19 protein-coding genes are annotated in these 21,249 nt (G+C 51.3%); 15 read left to right on the top strand and 4 right to left on the bottom strand.

The features are described from left to right. The first annotated feature begins 170 nt into the window (after positions 1–170). From IJ22_RS10865 to gyrA, 5 genes are all read left to right on the top strand, one after another. Positions 171–1,088 carry a GDSL-type esterase/lipase family protein gene (locus tag IJ22_RS10865; protein WP_062408825.1) on the top strand — a complete coding sequence of 306 codons (918 nt, stop codon included), beginning with the start codon at positions 171–173 and terminating at the stop codon, positions 1,086–1,088. Between the two features lie 20 nt (positions 1,089–1,108). Next, on the top strand, positions 1,109–2,113 hold the full coding sequence (locus tag IJ22_RS10860; protein WP_062408824.1) for an ABC transporter ATP-binding protein: 1,005 nt from the start codon (positions 1,109–1,111) through the stop codon (positions 2,111–2,113). Beyond that, complete coding sequence (locus tag IJ22_RS10855) at positions 2,106–3,098, top strand: ABC transporter permease (protein ID WP_062408823.1); 993 nt, start codon at positions 2,106–2,108, stop codon at positions 3,096–3,098. Before IJ22_RS10860 ends, IJ22_RS10855 begins: the two co-directional genes overlap by 8 nt. 62 nt (positions 3,099–3,160) lie before the next feature. Further along, positions 3,161–5,128, top strand: a complete 1,968-nt coding sequence (gene parE, locus IJ22_RS10850) for a DNA topoisomerase IV subunit B (RefSeq protein ID WP_062408822.1) — start codon at positions 3,161–3,163, stop codon at positions 5,126–5,128. 76 nt (positions 5,129–5,204) lie between these two features. After that, positions 5,205–7,640 carry a DNA gyrase subunit A gene (gene gyrA / locus IJ22_RS10845; RefSeq protein ID WP_062408821.1) on the top strand — a complete coding sequence of 812 codons (2,436 nt, stop codon included), beginning with the start codon at positions 5,205–5,207 and terminating at the stop codon, positions 7,638–7,640. On the opposite strand, the gene IJ22_RS26545 is transcribed toward gyrA, so the two are convergent. After that, on the bottom strand, positions 7,637–7,804 hold the full coding sequence (locus IJ22_RS26545; RefSeq protein WP_171005809.1) for a hypothetical protein: 168 nt from the start codon (positions 7,802–7,804) through the stop codon (positions 7,637–7,639). The genes gyrA and IJ22_RS26545 overlap by 4 nt on opposite strands. A gap of 200 nt (positions 7,805–8,004) precedes the next feature. Between IJ22_RS26545 and IJ22_RS10840 the strand changes: the two genes are divergently transcribed. After that, entirely contained in the window at positions 8,005–8,418 is a 414-nt protein-coding gene (locus tag IJ22_RS10840; protein WP_054817795.1) for a MarR family winged helix-turn-helix transcriptional regulator, read from the top strand. A 151-nt stretch (positions 8,419–8,569) separates the two neighbouring features. Further along, positions 8,570–8,653 carry a putative holin-like toxin gene (locus IJ22_RS27010; RefSeq protein WP_256380597.1) on the top strand — a complete coding sequence of 28 codons (84 nt, stop codon included), beginning with the start codon at positions 8,570–8,572 and terminating at the stop codon, positions 8,651–8,653. Positions 8,654–8,911: 258 nt separating this feature from the next. Here the strand turns inward: IJ22_RS27010 and IJ22_RS10835 are convergent, their stop codons facing one another. Then, the gene (locus tag IJ22_RS10835) at positions 8,912–9,601 is read right to left on the bottom strand and encodes an RluA family pseudouridine synthase (RefSeq protein WP_062408820.1); all 690 of its coding nucleotides are present in this window, start codon (positions 9,599–9,601) and stop codon (positions 8,912–8,914) included. 3 nt (positions 9,602–9,604) lie between these two features. After that, positions 9,605–10,468 (bottom strand): class I SAM-dependent methyltransferase, encoded by an 864-nt coding sequence (locus IJ22_RS10830; RefSeq protein ID WP_054817796.1) that lies wholly within the window; start codon positions 10,466–10,468, stop codon positions 9,605–9,607. A 425-nt stretch (positions 10,469–10,893) separates the two neighbouring features. On the opposite strand from IJ22_RS10830, the gene glgB reads away from it, so the two are divergent. From glgB to IJ22_RS10800, 6 genes are all read left to right on the top strand, one after another. Further along, positions 10,894–12,834: a 1,4-alpha-glucan branching protein GlgB gene (gene glgB, locus IJ22_RS10825; protein ID WP_201023630.1), complete on the top strand. Its 1,941-nt coding sequence runs from the start codon at positions 10,894–10,896 to the stop codon at positions 12,832–12,834. Further along, positions 12,827–14,002: a glucose-1-phosphate adenylyltransferase gene (locus IJ22_RS10820; RefSeq protein ID WP_062408818.1), complete on the top strand. Its 1,176-nt coding sequence runs from the start codon at positions 12,827–12,829 to the stop codon at positions 14,000–14,002. Before glgB ends, IJ22_RS10820 begins: the two co-directional genes overlap by 8 nt. Further along, positions 13,999–15,108 (top strand): glucose-1-phosphate adenylyltransferase subunit GlgD, encoded by a 1,110-nt coding sequence (gene glgD, locus IJ22_RS10815; RefSeq protein WP_074726826.1) that lies wholly within the window; start codon positions 13,999–14,001, stop codon positions 15,106–15,108. The genes IJ22_RS10820 and glgD overlap by 4 nt, the downstream gene beginning before the upstream one ends. Positions 15,109–15,252: 144 nt before the next feature. Next, entirely contained in the window at positions 15,253–16,680 is a 1,428-nt protein-coding gene (gene glgA, locus IJ22_RS10810; RefSeq protein WP_062408817.1) for a glycogen synthase GlgA, read from the top strand. 151 nt (positions 16,681–16,831) lie between these two features. After that, the gene (locus tag IJ22_RS10805; protein WP_335338485.1) at positions 16,832–17,593 is read left to right on the top strand and encodes an NRDE family protein; all 762 of its coding nucleotides are present in this window, start codon (positions 16,832–16,834) and stop codon (positions 17,591–17,593) included. Positions 17,594–17,614: 21 nt separating this feature from the next. Next, on the top strand, positions 17,615–18,025 hold the full coding sequence (locus IJ22_RS10800) for a DUF2203 domain-containing protein (protein WP_054817798.1): 411 nt from the start codon (positions 17,615–17,617) through the stop codon (positions 18,023–18,025). Between the two features lie 135 nt (positions 18,026–18,160). On the opposite strand, the gene IJ22_RS10795 is transcribed toward IJ22_RS10800, so the two are convergent. After that, positions 18,161–18,379, bottom strand: a complete 219-nt coding sequence (locus IJ22_RS10795; protein WP_054817799.1) for a hypothetical protein — start codon at positions 18,377–18,379, stop codon at positions 18,161–18,163. 591 nt (positions 18,380–18,970) lie between these two features. On the opposite strand from IJ22_RS10795, the gene IJ22_RS10785 reads away from it, so the two are divergent. Both IJ22_RS10785 and IJ22_RS10780 read left to right on the top strand, forming a co-directional pair. Further along, the gene (locus IJ22_RS10785; RefSeq protein WP_054817801.1) at positions 18,971–19,975 is read left to right on the top strand and encodes a LacI family DNA-binding transcriptional regulator; all 1,005 of its coding nucleotides are present in this window, start codon (positions 18,971–18,973) and stop codon (positions 19,973–19,975) included. Between the two features lie 42 nt (positions 19,976–20,017). After that, positions 20,018–21,196, top strand: coding sequence for a thiolase family protein (locus IJ22_RS10780; RefSeq protein ID WP_062408815.1), 1,179 nt, complete (start codon positions 20,018–20,020; stop codon positions 21,194–21,196). Positions 21,197–21,249 lie beyond the last annotated feature (53 nt).

Here is a 21,249-nt window from a genome sequence, read left to right as displayed (position 1 = left end):
TGAATTTTACAGCCGTTCAAGGAGTGATGCTGCTTAAACCTTTGCGTGCAAACCCATTTGCTATGCCGTACAGCCGATTGGAACCGGGCTTCAAGTTTGCAAATCGCTGCTCAAACCGCTACTCTAAAAAAAGATGCAGCTTGATTCAACGAAAGAAATGGGGGAGAGCAGTGAAATCATCACGGTGGTTATGGCGCACTGTCGGGCTGTCGGCGCTATTGTCCACGATCCTGTGCGTTGGCGGCTTTGCGTATGCCGTAAATCAGATTATGTTTCCAAAACCCTCCGTACCGGAGAGTCCGGGGGAGGTTGCTCCTTCTGTAGAGACTAAGCCCCGGCAGGATGCCTGGGAAGCTAAAGAGCAGATACGCATCGTGGCCCTGGGGGATTCGCTGACGGCTGGAACCGGAGATCTGACCGGCAAGGGGTACGTCGGACAAGTCCGGGACAAGCTGGAGGAGCAGCTGGGCAAACCGGTATTCGTTTATAATAATTTTGCTATTCCCGGTTTTCGAACATATGATCTGTTGAAGGATTGGGACGCCAAAAAAGTCGATGTGGAGAAAGCGCTCGGAGATGCGGATCTTGTGCTTTTGACGATCGGGGGCAACGATTTATTTGAGGGCGGGGCGGATATTTTCGACCCGCAGGGCGGACAGGACACACAAGGCGCCGCGGATCCCTCCCGGGGGTCGCAAGGGACAAGCCCGCAGACGTCGCAAGGAACTTCGGATTCGGAGGAAGGGTTCAATCCGGCGGCAGCGGCACAGCGGATTCCGGAGGCGCTGAAGCGTCTGGAGCAGGTGTTCGACCGGGTGAGCAAGGCGAACCCCAGCGCAAGAATCATGTACGTAGGCTTGTATCACCCGTTTCTGGATCTGGATTCGAACCGTGCGGGAGCCCCGGTTATTCAAAGCTGGAACACGGGCGCTTTCGACTTGGCCAGCCGTTATCCGAACATTACGGTCGTACCGACCTACGATTTGTTTCAGTTGAATGTGAACAAGTACTTATATATCGATCATTTCCATCCGAATCAGCAAGGCTATGAGCGGATTGCGCAGCGGATCGTCGATATTTTGAATTAGGAGCAGGAGGGGCTGCAGATATGATAACGGTGAATGCCCAGGATAAAGCGCACGCCAAGGGGAGAGAGGCGCAGCTGGTTTTGTCCGTAAACGACGTGAAGAAGAAAATCGGCAATCGTTTGATCATCAAAGGCATTTCGTTTGACGTGTATGCCGGTGAAATCTTCGGGTTTCTCGGTCCGAACGGTTCAGGGAAGACGACGACGATCCGCATGCTGGTCGATTTGATCCGCCCTACGGAAGGATCGATCCGAATCTGCGGCTATGACGTGCAAAAGGAGCATAACGAGGCGCTTCAGTATGTCGGCTGTATCGTGGAAAACCCTGAGCTTTACGGGTATTTGAGCGGCTGGGAGAATCTGGAGCATTTTGCCCGGATGCTGCCCGGCATTACCGACCAACGTATTCGGGAGGTCGTTGACATTGTCGGGATGGACCAGCGTATTCACGACAAAGTGAAGACCTATTCATTGGGGATGAGGCAGCGGCTTGGCATTGCTCAGGCGCTGTTGAACGACCCGAAGCTGCTGATTCTCGACGAGCCTACCAATGGTCTCGATCCGCAGGGCATCAAGGAGCTGCGCGAATTTATCCGCAAGCTGGCGGATTCGGGTCTCAGCCTTTTCATATCGAGCCATTTGCTTAGCGAAATCCAGCAGATGTGCGATCGTGTCGCCATTATCAGTCAGGGAGAGGTCATCAAGGTCGGCGAGGTGTCCGCGCTGGTGGATGAGTCGGCCAGTACCGTCGTTTGGAGCGTTCAACCGATAGACCGGGCGCTATACATCTTGAAGGCCGAGCCGGAGGTCGTGATTTTCCCCGGCGGTAACCAGGCTTCGTCTGCAGGCGAAACCGGGACTGGAGCCATTCAGCCGCAGATCGTTACACAAATGAATCTGGACGCCATACCGGATGTATCGCGGCGCATGGTGGAAGCCGGGGTGCGGCTGTACGGTATTGAGATCAAAAATCCGACGCTGGAGGATCTATTCTTGAAGCTGACGGAGGGAGAGCGCATTGGTTAGTTTGTATCCGCTTGTCAAAAATGAGTGCATCAAGATTGTCAAGAAAAAGAGACTTCTGGTCGTGCTGCTCATCCTTGCTGCGATTATTCCTATGTTTACCTATGCCCAGTTGAAAGTGACCCAAAACCACCTCAAGCAGTTCGGGACCAATGACTGGCGGGCGGAGCAGCGTCAGAAAATCGTTGATTATACCCGCAGCCTCGGCAGCAACCGGATGCCCGAGGAGTGGAAGCAGTGGCGCAGGGTCGAGGTCAGCCTCGCGCAATATTATTTGGATAAAGATGTGAATCCGGCCTCCCCGAACGGGGTAACCTTTACAAGAGAGTTTGTGAAAAATGCGGTCGGCCTGTTCATCCCGCTCATGGTGATGGTGATTGCGGCGGATCTGGTGTCTGGAGAGCACACGTCCGGAACGATCAAGCTGCTGTTGACCAGGCCCGTTCAGCGGTGGAAAATCCTGCTGAGCAAGCTGATTGCGCTGATTCTGTTTACTTCCATCATCGTCATTGCCACAGGCTTGCTCGCCTATCTGATTTCCGGCGCTGTCTTCGGTTACGGGGGCTGGGACATGCCCGTCTTTTTCGGTTTTCAGCTCTCGGGAACGGAGATCGATTTCTCCCTGGTCCGTCCGGTCGAGCAGTGGCTTTATCTGTTCATGCAGTTCGGGCTGGTATGGTATTCCGCGCTGATTGTGGCCTTGATGACGCTGATGGTATCCGTATTATTTCGCAGCACGGCGGCGGGGATGGGGATCATGCTGGCGGTGCTGATCTCAGGTACGATTTTGAGCAATATGGTGTCCTCATGGGAAACGGCAAAATATTTTTTCATGGTCAATCTGGAGCTTACCGATTATTTGGCGGGCTCGCTTCCGCCCATTAAAGGCATGGATTTGCCGTTTTCCTTAGCCGTTTTGACGGTATGGGGGCTGGTATCCGTACTTGTGTCTTTTGTAGTGTTTACGAAAAAAGATGTATTGAACTAATCCTTTCAAATGTTATAATGCATGTTAGCTGAATGGAGACAAAAGGTGTGTAGGAGGCTTTAATGGCGGAACAACTGGATTTGTTTGGAAATGCAGCGCCGACGGATTACGGTGCTGACGATATTCAGGTGCTGGAGGGACTTGTAGCGGTCCGCAAACGGCCGGGGATGTATATCGGCAGTACCAGTTCATCGGGATTGCATCATTTGATCTGGGAGATCGTGGACAATGCGGTGGACGAGCATCTGGCCAAGTATTGCTCAGAGATCGACGTCATCATTCATAAGGACCAATCGGTGACGGTACAGGATAACGGCCGCGGTATACCTACCGGTATGCACAAGACAGGCATTCCCACACCGCAGGTGGTGTTTACGATTCTTCATGCGGGCGGCAAGTTCGGAGGCGGAGGGTACAAAAAATCCGGCGGCTTGCACGGCGTCGGCGCTTCCGTCACCAATGCGCTGTCCGAATGGCTCGAAGTGGAAATTTACCGCGAAGGCAAAATTCACCGTCAGCGGTTTGAATACTGGGTTGACGAACAGGGCAAAGAGCACGTCGGAGAGCCGGTTACAGGACTTGAAGTCATCGGCACGACCCGCAAAAGCGGGACGAAGGTGACGTTTAAGCCGGACAAACGCGTTTTTCATGGCGGCACTGCGATCAATTACGATACGCTATATGAACGCTTACAGGAAATCGCGTTCCTGAACTCGGGTCTCAAGGTCACATTGACCGACGAGCGTGCGGGCAAGCAGGAGACGTTTCAATACGAAGGCGGCGCCAGCCAGTTCGTCCAATTTTTGAATGAGGACAAAGCGGTGCTGCACGACGTGATTCATTTTTATCAGGAGAAAGACGAGATTGAGGTCGAGGTTGCCCTTCAGTACAACGACGGCTATACCGAGACCCTGGTTTCGTTCGTCAATTCCATCCCGACGCGCGGCGGCGGAACGCACGAGACCGGCTTCAAGACCGCATACACACGGGTGATGAACGACTATGCCCGCAAAAACGGGATGCTGAAGGAAAAAGAAAAAAATCTTGACGGACAAGATCTGCGCGAAGGCATGATGGCGGTCATCAACATCAAGATGGGCGAGGTCGAATTCGTAGGCCAAACGAAAGACCAGCTCGGGAGCGCTTCGGCGCGCAGTGCGGTCGATTCGGTCGTATCCGAGAAAATGGCCGTTTTCCTGGAGGAAAATCCGCATGTTGCGCAATTGATCATGAAAAAGGCGATTCAATCGGCGAAAGCCCGCGAAGCGGCGCGTAAAGCCCGTGAAGAAATCCGCAGCGGCAAGAAGGGGAAAAGCGAGAGCTCCAATCTTGGAGGCAAGCTGACACCGGCGCAGTCGAAGGATTTTACCCGCAACGAGCTGTTCATCGTCGAGGGGGATTCGGCGGGCGGTTCGGCCAAACAGGGACGCGATTCGCGCCACCAGGCCATCCTGCCGCTCAAGGGCAAGCCGATGAATCCGGAAAAAGCCAAGCTTCTCGACATTATGAAAAATGAGGAATACAAGGCGATTATCGCCGCGATCGGGGCAGGCGTCGGACCAGAATTCGATGTATCGGAAAGCAATTACGCCAAAATCATCATTATGACCGATGCGGATACCGACGGCGCGCATATCCAGGTCCTGCTGCTGACCTTCTTTTATCGCTACATGAAGCCGTTAATCGACGCCGGCAGAGTTTACATAGCCCAGCCTCCGCTGTATAAGGTGACCAAGAAATCGGGCAAGTCGAGCACGATAAAATACGCCTGGACCGATGAGCAGCTTCAGGCGTTGACCAAGGAGCTTGGCAAGAACATTGAGCTACAGCGTTACAAAGGTCTGGGAGAAATGAATCCCGATCAGCTGTGGGAGACAACAATGGATCCGGCTACGCGGACGCTCCTGCAGGTTCGGATTGAGGATGCGGCCAAAGCCGAACGCCGTGTATCCACGCTGATGGGGGATAAGGTGGATCCGCGTAAGCGCTGGATTATCGAGAATGTGGATTTTACGGAATTTGAAGAATAAGGATGCCATCCCGTTTATGAAACGCGGCTGACGGCCATCCTGAGAAAATAATATAAGCGTATACGGGGGGCCTTAAGTGAGCATACTCGAAAACTTTTTGCCGGCCTTTTTGGAAGAGGTTGTAGGTGATCGGTTCGGCAGGTATTCTAAATATATTATTCAAGACCGGGCGATTCCGGATGTGCGCGACGGGCTGAAGCCGGTGCAGCGGCGCATACTTTATGCGATGTACGATGCAGGCAATACGCCGGATAAACCATACCGCAAGTCGGCCAAGACCGTTGGCGACGTCATGGGCAACTACCATCCGCACGGGGATTCGTCGATTTACGAGGGCATGGTGCGTATGGCGCAGCCCTGGAAAATGGGTCATGTGCTGGTCGACGGCCACGGCAACTGGGGCTCGCTGGATGACGATCCGGCTGCGGCGATGCGTTATACGGAAGCCCGCTTGTCCGAAATTGCGATGGAACTGCTGCGAGATATTGAGAAGCGTACGGTGCAATTCAAGGATAACTTCGATAATACGACAAAGGAACCGGTAGTGCTGCCTTCCCGATATCCCAACCTGCTGGTAAACGGGGTAAGCGGGATCTCATCCGGTTTTGCAACCGAGATTCCGACGCACAATCTGCGCGAAGTGATCGATGCCTGCATTGCGCTGATCGACCGGCCGGACCTTACGCTGGACGAGCTGATGGGTATCGTCAAAGGGCCCGATTTTCCTACCGGAGGCATCATCATGGGCTCGGAGGGCATCCGTGAAGCGTATCGGACCGGCAAGGGCCGCATTTATGTCAGGGCGCTTACATCAATCGAAGAAGTGCGCGGCGGGCGCCAGCAAATCGTCATTACGGAAATTCCTTATCAAGTGGTCAAATCCCGGCTTGTCACAGCGATGGAAAACATCCGTCTGGAGAAAAAAATCGAAGGCATTGCCGAGGTGCGTGACGAGAGCGGCCGTGAGGGTCTGAGGATTGTTGTCGATCTGAAGAAGGATGCGGATGCGCAGGGGATTTTGGCTTATTTGCTGAAAAAAACGGATTTGCAGGTCACTTATAACTTCAACATGGTCGCGATTGTAAACAAGACGCCAAAGCAGCTCGGCTTGAAGGAAATGCTGGAGGCTTACATCGAGCACCAGAAAGAAGTCGTGACACACCGGTCTCAATTTGAGTTGGAGAAAGCGTCGGACCGCGCGCATGTACTCGAAGGATTGGTTAAGGCGCTGAATATTCTCGACGAGGTCATCGCTGCGATCAAGGCGTCGAAGAACCGTCAAGACGCGCAAAACAATCTGGTGGAGAAGTTCGGCTTCACAGAACGCCAGGCCGACGCTATTCTGACGCTTCAATTGTACCGTTTGACCAATTTGGAAATTCATTCGCTGGAGAAAGAGCTCGCGGATGTGCAAAAAACGATTGAATATCTGCAGGGCATTCTCGGGAGCGAGAAAAAGCTGCTTGGCGTGATTAAAAAGGAGATCTCGCAAATCCGGGATAAATACGGAATCGACAGGCGTTCCAAAATTCAGGATGAAGTAGAAGAACTGAAGGTCAACCTGGAAGTCATGGTGACCGCCGAGGACGTATTCGTTACGCTTTCGAACGAGGGATACATCAAGCGCACCGGTAAGCTCTCTTTTATTCGTTCGGGCGGGGAAATTGACAAAACGGGACTGAAAGAGGGCGATTACCTCCGCAGCCTGCTGGATGTCAATACGCTGGAAAACCTTCTGATTTTTACGCAAAAGGGCCAATACTTCCTGCTTCCGGTACATCAAATTCCGGAGTTCAAGTGGAAAGAGAACGGTACGGCGATTGTCAATATCATCCCGATTCCCAAGGATGACCGGATTGTTCATGTGCTTCCCGTGAAGGATTTTGAAGAAGCGGGCAAATCGCTCCTGTTCATTACGCGAAGAGGACAAGTCAAGCGGACGGAGCTCAAAGAGTATGCAACGAACCGTTCCACCGGAATTGTTGCCTGCAAGATTGGGGAGCAGGATGCACTGTTGGATGTCAAGCTGAGCACCGGCTCCAAGGAGCTGCTGCTTGTCACCAGGCTCGGAATGGCGATCCGCTTCAATGAAGACGAGGTTAACCCGATGGGGCGCGCCGCGGCAGGCGTTCGCGGCATTCAATTGAAGGAAGACGATGAAGTGGTCTCCGCCGAGTGGCTGGATGGAGACGAAGGAGAAGTATTGGTTGTATCCGATTTGGGATACGCCAAGCGCTCGCTCGTTGTCGACTATCCCGTGCAGGGCCGCGGGGGGAAAGGCGTCTTTACATTTGAATTCAAGGAAGGCAAGCGGGTGAAGCCGAACGGCACAGGAATCCGCGGCGCTTTTGTAGTAAAAGAACCGTTCGACATTACCGCGGTTTTAAGCAGCGGCGATAGAGCCGAATTCTCGACAGAACAAGCTCCGATTGAGGAGCGCAAGTCCACAGGGAAGCAGATCATTCCATTAGGCAAGAACGATACGGTCAACGTTTTGCTCAAATTTACTTAATCATAGCTGGTGTAGTTCGGCTCTACTTTTTCGAGCAGCTCCAGCATCATTTGTAATACGGCCCACACCGGTATTGAATCGTCCAGCTTTTCGAGCCATTGTGGGTCGTTGATTATGCCCTTCTGCAAGGCGGTTTCCCCGATTTTCTTCTTCCAATCTTCCAATGAAGCTCACTCCTTTTTTACACGGTTTGACAAGCTCCGCCGATAGGTGAACGTCCCTAGTGCATTATATGTTGAACTAGGTCAAATGGTACCTGTTTTTATCGTTTTATGTCCTAAAATATTTATGATATTAACCTTTAAAATCACAAGCGGAAGTGTTATAATTTTAGGTAAGAAATGGCTCTGCGGGAGTGATGAATGTGGTAACCCAAGAGTTTGCAAAGCTCTGGTGGAAATTGTCAAAAGATCTGAGAACGCATATGGAAACGGAGTTGGCCCCCACCTTGACGGAAGGGCAGCTTACGGTTCTGGAGCTTTTGATGTTCTCCGGACAGCAGCGAATGAAGCCATCGGATTTTACCGACGTTTTGGCGACAACGCCGGCCGCGGTGACGACGCTTCTTGACCGCATGGAAAAATCCGGGTTGATTTCCAGGGAAAGAGATGAGAAAGACCGACGAATCGTATGGGTTCTGGTGACGGATAAAGGGCGGGAGGAATGCGAACGCGGCATACAGATTCGGGAGCGCTTTCTTCAGGCTTATCTCAGCCGCATTTCGTCGCATAACCAGCAGCTTCTCGTCTATTTGCTCGGAAAAGTTGCAAATGCATAAAGTGTTTACATTCGTAAAATACGAAAATATGTTCTCATTTATAGCGCCATATGGTATAATGTGGTGACAATAGAATAGGCACTCAAGGGCGGTTGGCAGATCCTCGCAGCTTACCGGCTCGCGTAAAGCGGGCTTGGAAGGAGGTGATGCCATGGAAGTAAAGGATGCGGTAACCATGATGTTCATGTTCGGCATGTTCATCCTCGCCTTGCTTTCCTACTTGAAAAAGAAGTAGACCTCCCTTGAGCCTTGGTAGCCAGGAGGTCCAGCATTCTTGGTTTGACCTTGTGCCGATCGCCCTTGGGGCAATCTATTGTACCCCGGACCGTGGATGCTGCGAACATCTTCGGTCCTTCTTAGATTTATCAGTTAGGGTGTTATGTAAGATTATATTAACACATTTTGGACTGCTTTGAAAAGACGTTCGGCTATTTTGTTCGACCTATTGTACTATGAAGCAGGCGTTGAGAAGGACGAACGTATAACCTTGGCCTCAATAATCCCATAAGCTCCAGGGATACGTACCGGGAGGGCGGGAGGAAAAACTCAGGGATTCTTTGGTCACCGGATGCTCGAAGCTGAGCATCGTGGACCACAGCGCGATCTGCTGTCCCGGTCGCGCGAAGCGTCCCCCGTACCGCTGATCTCCCGCCAAGGGGCAGCCGATCTCCGCAAACTGTACGCGAATTTGGTGCGGACGGCCGGTTTGCAGCTCAACCTGTACAAGCGAAAGACCGTCCTGATGATCCAGAACCCGATAGTCAAGAATCGCATCTTTGGCACCGGGTTTGGTCTGCGGAACGACGGATACCGTATTCGTCTTCGTGTCCTTCAACAGATGGTGTCTCAGCGTACCTTGCGGCGGCAGCGGACGCCCGTGAACCACCGCCGTATACACCTTGCGAATCGAGCGGGTGCGAACGGCATCGGAGAGGCGCGATGCCGCCTTGGAGGTTTTGGCGAATACCATGACGCCTCCGACCGGGCGGTCAAGCCGGTGGACCAGCCCGAGGTAAACATTGCCCGGCTTTTGATAACGCTGCTTCAGATCGGCTTTGATCAGCGTCAGCATATCGGGATCCCCGGAGTCATCCTCCTGCGTAGGCACGTTTGGCGGCTTGATGACGACAATCACATGATTATCCTCATACAGCACCTGTAAGGGATGAGAAGCGCCGGACATTCGTTACGCCTCCCATCGGCCAAGAATTCCGCAGGGGAGCGTAAGCTTGGTGGCGGTAATCGGCAGACCGATTTCGCCGCACGATATCGTTCCCCCGTAAGAACGTCCGAGCGACAACGACAAAATGTTATGGAGCACGGTAGCCGAGAGGCCTGTCGTATAAGAGTTGATCAGGAAAAAAAGCGGCTTGTCCGTCAATATGTTCATGCACGATTCAACAAACGGGTACAGGTTCGTTTCGAGCTTCCACGTCTCGCCGTTCGGGCCGCGGCCGTAGGAAGGAGGATCCATGATGATGGCATCGTACTTGCTTCCGCGCCGCTGCTCCCGCTGCACGAATTTGAACACGTCATCGGTGATGAAGCGAACCGGACGATGGCCGAGGCCTGAAAGCTGCAAATTTTCTTTGGCCCATTGCACGACGCCTTTGGATGCATCCACATGACATACCTCAGCCCCCGCTGAAGCGCACGCTACCGATGCCCCTCCGGTATAGGCGAATAAATTCAACACGCGGATCGGTCTTCCGGCGCTGCGTATCTTATCCATCATCCAGGTCCAGTTCACCGCCTGCTCAGGAAACAGACCGGTATGCTTGAAGCTTGTAGGTTTAATGTGAAAGGAAAGTCCGTGATAAGATATGGTCCAGCGTTCCGGAATGTCGTTTTTGTATTCCCAACGGCCGCCGCCGCTGGAGCTGCGGTGATAGTGTGCGTCGGCATTGCGCCAAACGCCGGTTTCCTTGGCCAAAGGCCATATGATTTGCGGGTCGGGACGTCTCAGAATAATGCTGCCCCACCGTTCCAGCTTCTCGCCTCCGCCGGTATCGATAAGCTCGTAATCTTTCCAATCTTGTGCTGCATACATAAATTGCGACCATCCTTTGTTTATGTTCTTATGCTTAACCGGCCTGAGCCGTTATCCATTTTCACATTCTACACGATTCGGACGGCCGAATCCATCGGAGCGTAAAAAAAGAAGCGTTTCCGGGAAGATATCTGTATCTCATGAATCCCTCTCCTTTTTTATCATGGTTTCGTTCAGCGCATCTTCAAACATATCTTTGAGCTTGTTGCAATATACTTCAATCTGAGTTCCTCTCACTTATCGTTTGAATCGGCAAGCCCATGCCGCGGATTCATCAGCAGGTGCAGCTCCTTACGTAAACATTTCCTTACATTTTATCAATCTTTATGCAGAATAATCGAAATCAGGAAAGTGATTTTTTCAAAGATGCAGTAGGGGTGTTATCGAACACAGAAATGAAACGAAAAGGGGATGAATGAATGGTAATGAGCTTGATCCCCGGTCCGGAGGATTTGTATTTATTTCATGAGGGCAATTTATTCCAGAGCTACCGCATGCTCGGCGCCCATTTGACGATAGAGGCAGGCGTTTCGGGGGTACGCTTCTCCGTTTGGGCGCCGCATGCCCGGGAAGTGAGGGTGATTGGCGATTTTAATCGTTGGGACGGCTCCAAACACGTTATGCAAAAAATCAGCCTCTGGGGCGTCTGGTCCTTGTTTGTGCCCAATATCAAAGAGGGGAATTATTACAAGTACGAAATTGCGACTTCGGGAGGCGCGACGCTGCACAAAGCAGACCCTTACGCCTTCTGGTCTGAAGTGAAGCCGGGAACCGCATCACGCATCGCATCTCTCGAAGGTTACGAATGGGCGGATCAGGCGTGGAGGGAGAAAAGAAAGACCACATCGGCCTTTCATGGCCCTATGAACATCTATGAGGTTCACCTGGGCACATGGAAGAAAAAGCCGGACGGAGGCTACTATACCTATCGCGAACTGGCCGAGGATCTGGTCGAATACGTAAAAGATATGGGATATACCCACATCGAGCTGCTGCCTCTGGCCGAGCATCCCTATGATCGTTCCTGGGGCTACCAGGCGACAGGCTACTACTCGGTGACGAGCCGGTTCGGAACACCGAAGGATTTCATGTATTTTATAGACCGCTGCCACCAAGCGGGGCTCGGGGTAATTATGGATTGGGTGCCGGGGCACTTCGTGAAGGATGACCATGGCCTTCGCCGCTTCGATGGAGAACCGCTTTTCGAATACAATGACCCTGCACGCGCCGACAAACCGGAGTGGGGAACGCTCTCCTTCGATTTCTCCAAGCCGGAAGTGGTCAGCTTTCTGATCTCGAACGCCTTGTTCTGGATGGATATCTATCATATAGACGGCTTGCGGGTGGATGCCGTGGCCAGCCTCCTGTACCTCAATTTCGGTAAACCGCGCGAAATGTGGGTGAAGAATACCCACGGAGGGGACGAGAACCCCGAAGCGATCGAATTTATAAAAAAATTGAATCGTACCGTGTTTGGTTATGATCCGCATGCGCTGATGATGGCTGAGGATTCCACCGCCTGGCCGCTCGTTACAGCTCCCGTTCATGACGGCGGCCTGGGTTTTAACTATAAATGGAACATGGGCTGGATGAACGATATGCTGAAGTACATGGAAATGGATCCGTACTTCCGGGGCGGCAGCCATTCATTGCTGACATTCAGCTTTATGTACGCTTTCTCAGAAAATTATGTGCTGCCGCTGTCTCATGACGAAGTGGTGCACGGCAAAAAATCGCTGCTTAACAAAATGCCGGGCGATTACTGGCAGAAGTTTGCCAACTTGCGGGTGTTATACGGCTATATGATGTCTCATCCGGGCAAAAAATTACTTTTCATGGGAGGTGAGTTCGGTCAATTTGACGAATGGAAGGATTTAGAAGATCTTGATTGGGAGATGCTCGGCTATGACAGCCATCTCAGCATGCACCGCTATGTTCGTGACCTCAATCACCTGTATTTGCGGGAAGCGGCCTTATGGGAGCTAGATCATCAGCCTGAAGGATTCGCCTGGATCGATCCGCACGATCAGAAGCAAAGTGTCGCCACGTTTATGCGGAAGTCCAGTGATCCTGAGGATGTGCTTGTCATCGTGAGCAATTTTACCCCGGTTTACCATGAACACTATCGAATCGGCGTTCCTTATGCCGGTGAATATGTGGAATTGTTCAACAGCGATGCGGGCGAATACGGAGGCTCCGGCAAGCTCAACTCCGGCAAGCTGAAAACCGAGGAAATCGCTTGGCATGACCGCCCGGACAGTCTGCATATAGGTTTGCCGCCGCTGGCTACGGTGATTTTCAAACCGATCAAAATCAAGCGGAAGCGTTCGAAAGCCAATCGAGGAAGGAGCAGAGCCGATGCGTAAAAAAGAGTGTGTAGCCATGCTGCTGGCAGGCGGCGAAGGAAGGCGTCTAGGATTGTTGACGAACAAGCTGGCCAAGCCGGCGGTGCATTTCGGGGGGAAATACCGGATTATCGACTTCACATTGAGCAACTGCACGAATTCGGGCATCGATACCGTCGGCGTGCTGACGCAGTACCAGCCGCTTGTGCTGAATACCTATATCGGTATCGGAACGCCGTGGGATCTCGACCGCAAGAACGGCGGGGTTACCGTGCTCCCTCCCTATATGGAGCAAAGCGGAGGAGATTGGTACAAAGGTACCGCGAACGCGATTTACCGCAACATTTCGTTTGTCGAGCAGTACGATCCCGAGTATGTCCTGGTCATTTCAGGAGACCACATCTACAAGATGGATTACGATGTGATGCTGGATTTCCATAAGCGCAGGGGCGCGGACGTGACCATTGCCGTGATTGAAGTCAAATGGGAGGAGGCCAGCCGCTTCGGCATTATGAGCGCGGATGAGGATCAATGCATTATCGAATTCGTTGAAAAGCCGGAGGAGCCGAAGAGCAATCTCGCTTCTATGGGCATTTACATATTCAATTGGCAGGTGTTAAAGGAATACTTAATCAAGGACGAGGCGGATACCGGATCCAGCAAAGATTTCGGCAAGGATGTCATCCCCGCTATGCTGCGCGACAATTTGAGGATGATGGCTTACCCTTTTGCGGGGTATTGGAAAGATGTCGGTACCGTTCAAAGTTTGTGGGAAGCCAATATGGATCTGCTTGAGAATGAACCCGAATTCAATCTCAACGACAGGGAGTGGCGCATCTACTCGGTCAATCCGCTTCAGCCCGGGCAGTATGTAGCGCCGACGGCGCAGATCAGACGGTCGCTGGTGAACGAAGGCTGCTGTGTATTCGGTGAAGTGGATCATTCTGTGCTTTTCTATGGAGTGGAGATAGGAGAAGGCAGTTTGATTAAGGATTCGGTCATTATGCCGAACGTCAAGATCGGGAATAACGTAAAGATTTATAAATCCATTATTGGTGAAGGAACGCTGGTGGAGGACGGCTGCGTCATCGGGCAACCTCAGGAGGAAGGCGATCAGGACATCATTCTGATCGGCAGTAACGAACGCATCAGGATGACTACTTCTTCGGTGAGAGGTGATTTTGCATGAAGCGAATGATGGGCGTGATTAATCTGGTCAACGAACCGGATGATTTGGAGGAACTGACCTATTCCCGCTGCGTTGCCTCGGTGCCGTTCGGTTCGAGATACCGGTTGATTGATTTTACCTTATCGAACATGGTGAACTCGGGGATTGAGAATGCAGCTGTATTCACACAGCACAAATACCGTTCTTTGATGGACCATCTGGGTTCGGGCAAAGAATGGGACCTGGATCGGAAGCGCGGCGGTTTGTTTATTTTACCGGCCATACTTCATGAGACCACTGGAATGTCCCGGGGGGATTTGTTCCAGTTTTACAGTCATCGCGATTACTTTTACCGCGGCCGTGAGGAATATGTGGTGATTTCCCGCAGCCATATTGTATGCAATATCGATTATAATACCGTGTTGGATTTTCACCTGGAGAAGGATGCTGACGTCACGGTTATCTATACAAAAACGGCGAGCGATGAGTATGCCAAACACCGCCGTTTGGCCGTCAAGGATGACGGGCAGGTGACGGTGATCGAGGATTATTCGGGACGTCTTCGGACCGACAACATCTCGATGGAAACGTATGTGATGAGCAAAGAGCTGCTGCTCGACATGGTCGAATCCTGCCTTGCCCAGGGGTATGACCATCTTGTGCGGGACGGCATTATGAAAAATATCGGCAAGCTGCGGGTTTACGGCTACTTGCACGAGGGGTATACCGGCATCGTAAACACCATTCAAAGCTATTATAAACACAGCATGATGCTGCTGAATCCGAAGGTTTGGCGGGAGCTGTTTTTCCAGAAAAATCTGATCTACACGAAGGTCAAAGACGAACCGCCTGCCCGATACGCAGAGAACGCTCATGCCCGGAATTCGCTTATTGCCAACGGCTGCGTGATCGAGGGCAAAGTGGAGAACAGCATTTTGTTCCGCGGAGTCAAAATCCGCAAGGGCGCATACGTCAAGAACAGCATCATTCTGCAAAACTGCGAGATTGAAGAGAATGTCATCATTGAGAATGCCATTCTCGATAAAGATGTGTTTATCAGCAGAGGCCGTGTGCTAACGGGTGACAAACAAGCACCGTTTATTGCTTCCAAAACCAAGGTGATATAGGATATTGCGGCGTGTCCGGTTGATGGGCGTGATGCCGGTTGCTCGACAGGAGCGTACTTTACAGCGGCTGCTGCCGGATAAGGCGTCACCTCCGATTCGCCCTATTTTCCGGACCGCCTAAAATTAAAGGAGTGGGAGGAAGCCATGAAAGTGTTATTTGCCGCATCTGAAGCCGTACCTTTTATCAAGACGGGAGGACTGGCCGATGTCATCGGCTCGCTGCCCAAGGCACTTGCAAAGCAAGGTCTTGATGTTCGTGTCATCCTGCCCAAATATGAGGGTATCCCGCAGCATTTCGTGCAAAAGATGGAGTCCGTCGCCGTCTTTGATCTGCAGATGGGCTGGAGATCGTTGTTTTGCGGTATCTTGAAGCTGGAGCACGAGGGCATTATTTTTTACTTTGTCGATAACGAATATTATTTCAAGCGCAATGGCTGTTATGGCTACGGTGACGATGCCGAGCGTTTTGCCTTTTATTGCCGGGCGGTGATGGATGCCTTGCAGCACATCGATTTTATGCCGGACATTATCCACTGCCACGATTGGCAAGCCGGGATGATCCCCGTGCTGTACCGGGCCCACTTCAGCTACCAGCCGCCGTATGCTCATCTGAAGACCGTTGCAACGGTTCACAATTTGAAATATCAAGGCGTGTTCGGCAAAGAACAATGTAAGGATTACTTTTCTTTGGGGGACGAGCATTTCCATGGATATGCGCTGGAGCAGCACGGAGGGGCAAGCTTTCTCAAAGGCGGATTGCTGTACTCCGACTTCATTACCACGGTCAGCCCGACTTACGCCGAAGAAATCCAAACGCCGTATTACGGCGAACATCTGGACAGTCTGCTGCGCAGCCAGTCGCACCGGCTGACGGGGATTTTGAACGGGCTCGATTATGAGGAATTCGATCCGATGACGGACCCTCATGTGGAGATCAACTACCGCGATTCGTTAGCGAAGAAACAGCAAAATAAAGTAAAGCTGCAGGAACGGCTCGGACTTCCTGTAAACAAAGAGATTCCTCTGATTGCGCTTGTGACGAGGCTGGTGGATCAAAAGGGGATTGCCTTGATCGACCGGGTCATCGGCGAGCTGATGTCGCTGGATGCCCAGTGGGTTATTCTGGGTACGGGAGAGCCTCGTTTTGAACAATTGTTCCGCTGGGCCGCCAATGCTTTTGAAGACAAGCTGTCCGCGCAAATCTTATTCGATGAAGGACTTGCGAGGCAAATTTATGCGGGTTCGGATCTCTTCCTGATGCCGTCGCTGTTCGAGCCTTGCGGCATCGGCCAACTGATCGCCATGCGCTACCGCAGCGTTCCGATCGTTCGTGAAACCGGCGGACTGCGCGACACGGTTATCCCTTACAACGATAAGACGGGAGAGGGTACAGGCTTCAGCTTCACCCATTATAATGCGCATGACATGCTGTATACGGTGGAGCGTGCAGTCAAGCTGTACCGCGACCCTAACGTTTGGGCGAATTTGATTAGCAATATCAAGAAGAAAGATTTCAGCTGGCGCAAATCGGCTCAGCAGTACGCCGACTTATACCAAAGCCTGGTGAATTAAGCGTTACCGGCTGCGGGAAAAGGGGACCTTCAAAGGTCTCTTTTTTGCATATGCAGGGCAGGAGGATGGAATAGGGAAGGTTCATTGTAAAATAACCCTATCTTTATTAAACTGAAGATACAGAAGAAACAACAAAGATGAAAGCTGGGATTTGACATTGTGTTTAATTTTGTTTGCTTATCATGCACACGAAACCTACAAGCTGATCGTTGCCGCCAATCGTGATGAATTTTACGATCGGCCGACAAGTCCCGTTCATTATTGGGAGGACCATCCTCATATCCTTGCCGGCCGGGATTTGTCCAAAATGGGGACGTGGATGGGGGTGACCACCGCCGGACGTTTTGCGGCTTTAACGAATTATCGCGACCCGAAGGAAGTGCTGGAGGGGAAACGCTCGCGTGGGGAGCTGGTTGCCGGTTTTTTGAAGGATCGTCAGGACCCTGAGTCTTACATGCTTGAAGCGGCGAAAAAGCGCGATCGTTATCTGGGCTACAATTTGCTGGCTGGGGATGCGGATGAGCTGTATTACTATTCCAATATCGAGAATAAGGTAAAAAAGGTGGGTCCGGGTATTTATGGTCTCAGCAATCACTTGTTAAATACCGATTGGCCCAAGGTTCGGCGCGGGAAAGAAGGGTTGGCTGAAATCATAAACGGAGGCCGGGGGGATATGGCAGAACGGATCTTGGCTTTGCTCCGGCAGGATGATCCCGTTTCGGATGACCTGCTTCCCGATACAGGAATTTCCCTGGAATGGGAACGCCTACTTTCTCCTGTTTTTATTCAAAGTGAACATTATGGAACCAGGAGCTCCACCGTTTTATTGATGACGGATAAAGAAATTTATGTCAAGGAGCGGGTCTATTCGACGGAAGGAACGAACGACCGGCAATACACGATTACACGATAAGGGACGGGGAGTGAAGATGCTATGATCAATAAACGATTTACCTTGAGCGAGGCGAACGCGATGCTGCCGCGATTGATCGAGGATCTGCTGCGGCTGCAGGCATTAACAAGACAGTTTGAGGACAAGTTTCAGGAGCTGCAGAAGAAAAAGGCGCTGCACAAACATTTCATACATACGGAGGATGAGAAGGACCCGTTTTTCGAGGATGAAAGTCAGCTTGAATTTATGCGGATCGAAGTGGATCTTTTCATAGAGAACTTCACCCGGCAAGGCGTTCTTCTGAAGATGATCAATCCCGGTTTGCTTGACTTTCCAGCGGTAGTGGACGGGAAGGAAGTGCTGATCTGCTGGAAGCAGGGGGAAGAGCGCATTACACATTACCACGGCTGGCATGAGGGGTTTATCGGCCGGAAAAAGCATCCTGAAGCCTGACGGGCATTTGAAAGCCGGATAAGCTGATAATGATATCCCCATTGCGGGCCGGCTTCCTGAACGGTGTAAATCTAAAAAACGGGCAGCCCGGAATGGCTCTCCCGTCCCGGACTGCCTTTGCGGCGGCATAGGAAATCAGGCCTGAACGGCCTCGTCATAATACATCGTCTCCTTGTTGAAGGAGCGGTTAATGGTTAAAAAGGCATGAAGAAGTTCAAACATTTCCGATTGGTTGAGCTCCAGCTCGATGCGTTCTGCCGTCTCTTTCTGTTCGGATACTCGAAACCGGATCGATTTGTCATTCGAGTTCATTTGTAATTCCAGCTGATCCTTCTTCAGCACGCTTTCCCACATGAAATATCACCCATCCCTTTCCTTTTGCATTCTACGGTAACCCTGTCTGTTGAACACGAATAAATATATGCATGCGCTGCGGAGATGATGACAGCGCATCGGTATTTACTTTGCATGGGAAGAGGGAGCGATAGTATAATCCTTGCAGCAAGGAGTGGAGCGAATAACGGAGGAAACCTGCAGGCATGAAGCTAAACGAAAACCAGTCAATCCGGGGGTTCGAAGGAATCCTTCTTTTTGCGTTCGGTTGAAACGTTCAATTGCAAAAAAATATGGAAAAAACATGTTGTATTTTATAAAGGGATTGATTATAATGGCAGTAGAAATCAGCTAAACGTTTCGCTGAGAAGAGCTCAAATCTATCAGCGCTTTTATTCGGGCAGCGTTTCCGGGCTGGTTAACAATTTTATTAGGTTTTTTACAGGTTTATATTCAGGTTTTATACGATCGATAAATATGGGATTGATTACGCTTAATTTGCCATAGGGCATGGAAAGTTATAGGGTGAAAAAACGCTATTTTGTTTGATTTTTTAATTTGTTAGCTAAACGTTTAACTAAACGTTTAGCTGGTTGATCGGAGGGTTAGGCGATGGCGACGATGAAAGATATCTCAAAAATGGCCGGGGTTTCCATTGCGACCGTATCGGCAGTAATCAATAAATCCGCATATGTCAGCCCCGAGCTTACGGATAGAGTCAATAAAGCAATCGAGGAATTAAATTACAGGCCGAATGCAGTGGCGCGAAGCTTGAAATTGAAAAGCACCAACACGGTAGGCGTGATCATGTCGGATATTTTAAACCCTTACTATCCGACAATCATCAAAGGGATGGATGATGCCGCCATCCAAAATAACTATAGTCTGATTCTTTGCAACACCTCCAACGAGCAAGGAAGGTTCCTCACCTATCTGGACCTGATGGTGGAAAAGCGGGTGGACGGTTTGCTTCTGGCCAATATCTCGAGTCAAGAGGACTTGCAAAAAGTGGAGAGCACGGGGTTAAAATATGTGCTGCTTAACCGGAAGCCGCCTGCTTATGATAAAAATTATGTGGGAATCAATAATCCGCTGGCCACCGAGCTTTCCGTAAAACATTTAGCTAAGCAGGGGCATAAAAGGATCGCTTATTTATCCGGTGATTTACAGGTTTCAACAGCAAGGGAACGATGGGAAGGTTTTGTCAGCGGAATGAACCAGAACGGGCTCCCGATCGACGATACCCTTATTTTTCATGGGGATTATACCCAGGAATCCGGCTATGCCAATGTAAAGAAAATGCTTGGCGAAGTGAAAGAGCTTCCGGACGCCATCTGTGCCGCAAGCGATCTCGTGGCCTTCGGTGCGGTAAAGGCTTTGAGGGAGGCCGGTATCCGGGTTCCCGATGATATAGCGGTGATGGGAAACGACAATAACCCGTTCTCTGAAAACTTTATTGTTCCCTTGTCCACCATTGCTCACCCTACCTATGAGATGGGGAAAAATGCGATGGAGTTCCTGCTTCAGATGATCGAGAATCAGAATGAAATTCATCACCGGCAAATTATATTAACTCCGTCATTGATTGTACGCGAAAGCTGCGGCAGCTCAGCTTAAAGCTGGCTGTCGCTTCATAATAAACTTTCTGGAGGGAAAAAAATGAAGGATGTTGTTATCGTAGGTGCAGCGCGTACGGCGATAGGAACCTTTGGGGGCTCGCTGAAAGATGTTCACGCCGCGGACCTGGGAGCTATCGTAATCAAGGAAGCATTAAAGCGTGCCCAGGTGTCGCCTGAATGGGTTGAAGATGTGATCGTCGGATGTGTCGGTCAGGTTGCTGAAAGCGCTTTTATAGCAAGGATGGCCGCACTTCGGGCCGGGCTGCCGACCCATAGCAATGCCTATACCGTAAACCGCTTATGCGGGTCGGGCCTGCAGGCGATCAACAGTGCCGCTCAAGCGATCCGTGCGGGAGAAGCGGAAATTATTGTCGCCGCCGGTACGGAGAACATGGACCAATTGCCATATTATGTAAGAAAAGCGAGATATGGCTACACCTTCGGCCACTCTCAATTGGAGGACGGATTATTAACCGCTTTAACCGATCCTTTCGGGAATTACCCCATGGGCATGACGGCAGAGATTGTCAGCAAGCGCTTTAATATTTCCCGTGAGGAGCAGGATCAGTTTGCGTTTGAAAGCCAGATGAAGGCCGCAGCAGCCATCGACCGGGGGAAATTCAAGGGGGAAATCGTACCGGTTCAAATTCCGCAGCGCAAAGGCGAAGCGATTGTCTTTGATACCGACGAGCATCCGAGAAGAGGGACGACGCTGGAAAAGCTGGCTGCGTTAAGACCGGCCTTCCAGGAGGGCGGAACCGTCACCGCAGGCAATTCGTCCGGCATCAATGATGCCGCAGCAGCCGTCGTCGTGATGAGCGCCGATAAGGCAAAAGAGTTAGGGCTGCGACCGCTGGCCTACATACGCGAGCAGGCAATGGCTGGCGTTGAGCCCGAAATCATGGGCTTTGCACCGGCTCCCGCTGTGAAGAAGCTGCTTCAAAAATCGGGATTAAGCTTGCAGGATATCGACTTGCTGGAGCTGAATGAGGCCTTTGCATCACAAGCGGTGGCCGTGATCAAGGATTTGGAGATCGATCCGCTCAAAGTGAATGTGAACGGCGGAGCCATTGCTCTTGGACATCCGATTGGAGCAACCGGTTGTATCCTGACAGTGAAAATACTGGCCGAAATGGAACGGCGCGCCTCCAAATACGGAGTGGTAACTATGTGTATCGGCGGAGGCCAGGCGGTAGCTACGCTATTCGAGAGGGCCTGATTTCAAGAAGGCCGGCCTCAACCGTTTACAATACTAAATAAAAAATCGATAGA

The sequence above is a fragment of the Paenibacillus naphthalenovorans genome (assembly GCF_001465255.1).
Lineage (GTDB): Bacteria > Bacillota > Bacilli > Paenibacillales > NBRC-103111 > Paenibacillus_G > Paenibacillus_G naphthalenovorans.
This window is presented reverse-complemented; position numbering and strand designations above follow the sequence as displayed.

What these genes read in the sequence shown, in the direction of transcription:
- IJ22_RS10860 (WP_062408824.1), top strand. Translation starts at nt 1,109, where the DNA reads ATGATAACGGTGAATGCCCAGGATAAAGCGCACGCCAAGGGGAGAGAG.
- parE (WP_062408822.1), top strand. Translation starts at nt 3,161, where the DNA reads ATGGCGGAACAACTGGATTTGTTTGGAAATGCAGCGCCGACGGATTAC.
- IJ22_RS27010 (WP_256380597.1), top strand. Translation starts at nt 8,570, where the DNA reads ATGGAAGTAAAGGATGCGGTAACCATGATGTTCATGTTCGGCATGTTC.
- IJ22_RS10835 (WP_062408820.1), bottom strand. Translation starts at nt 9,601, where the DNA reads ATGTCCGGCGCTTCTCATCCCTTACAGGTGCTGTATGAGGATAATCAT.
- IJ22_RS10830 (WP_054817796.1), bottom strand. Translation starts at nt 10,468, where the DNA reads ATGTATGCAGCACAAGATTGGAAAGATTACGAGCTTATCGATACCGGC.
- glgB (WP_201023630.1), top strand. Translation starts at nt 10,894, where the DNA reads ATGAGCTTGATCCCCGGTCCGGAGGATTTGTATTTATTTCATGAGGGC.
- IJ22_RS10820 (WP_062408818.1), top strand. Translation starts at nt 12,827, where the DNA reads ATGCGTAAAAAAGAGTGTGTAGCCATGCTGCTGGCAGGCGGCGAAGGA.
- glgD (WP_074726826.1), top strand. Translation starts at nt 13,999, where the DNA reads ATGAAGCGAATGATGGGCGTGATTAATCTGGTCAACGAACCGGATGAT.
- glgA (WP_062408817.1), top strand. Translation starts at nt 15,253, where the DNA reads ATGAAAGTGTTATTTGCCGCATCTGAAGCCGTACCTTTTATCAAGACG.
- IJ22_RS10800 (WP_054817798.1), top strand. Translation starts at nt 17,615, where the DNA reads ATGATCAATAAACGATTTACCTTGAGCGAGGCGAACGCGATGCTGCCG.
- IJ22_RS10795 (WP_054817799.1), bottom strand. Translation starts at nt 18,379, where the DNA reads ATGTGGGAAAGCGTGCTGAAGAAGGATCAGCTGGAATTACAAATGAAC.
- IJ22_RS10785 (WP_054817801.1), top strand. Translation starts at nt 18,971, where the DNA reads ATGGCGACGATGAAAGATATCTCAAAAATGGCCGGGGTTTCCATTGCG.
- IJ22_RS10780 (WP_062408815.1), top strand. Translation starts at nt 20,018, where the DNA reads ATGAAGGATGTTGTTATCGTAGGTGCAGCGCGTACGGCGATAGGAACC.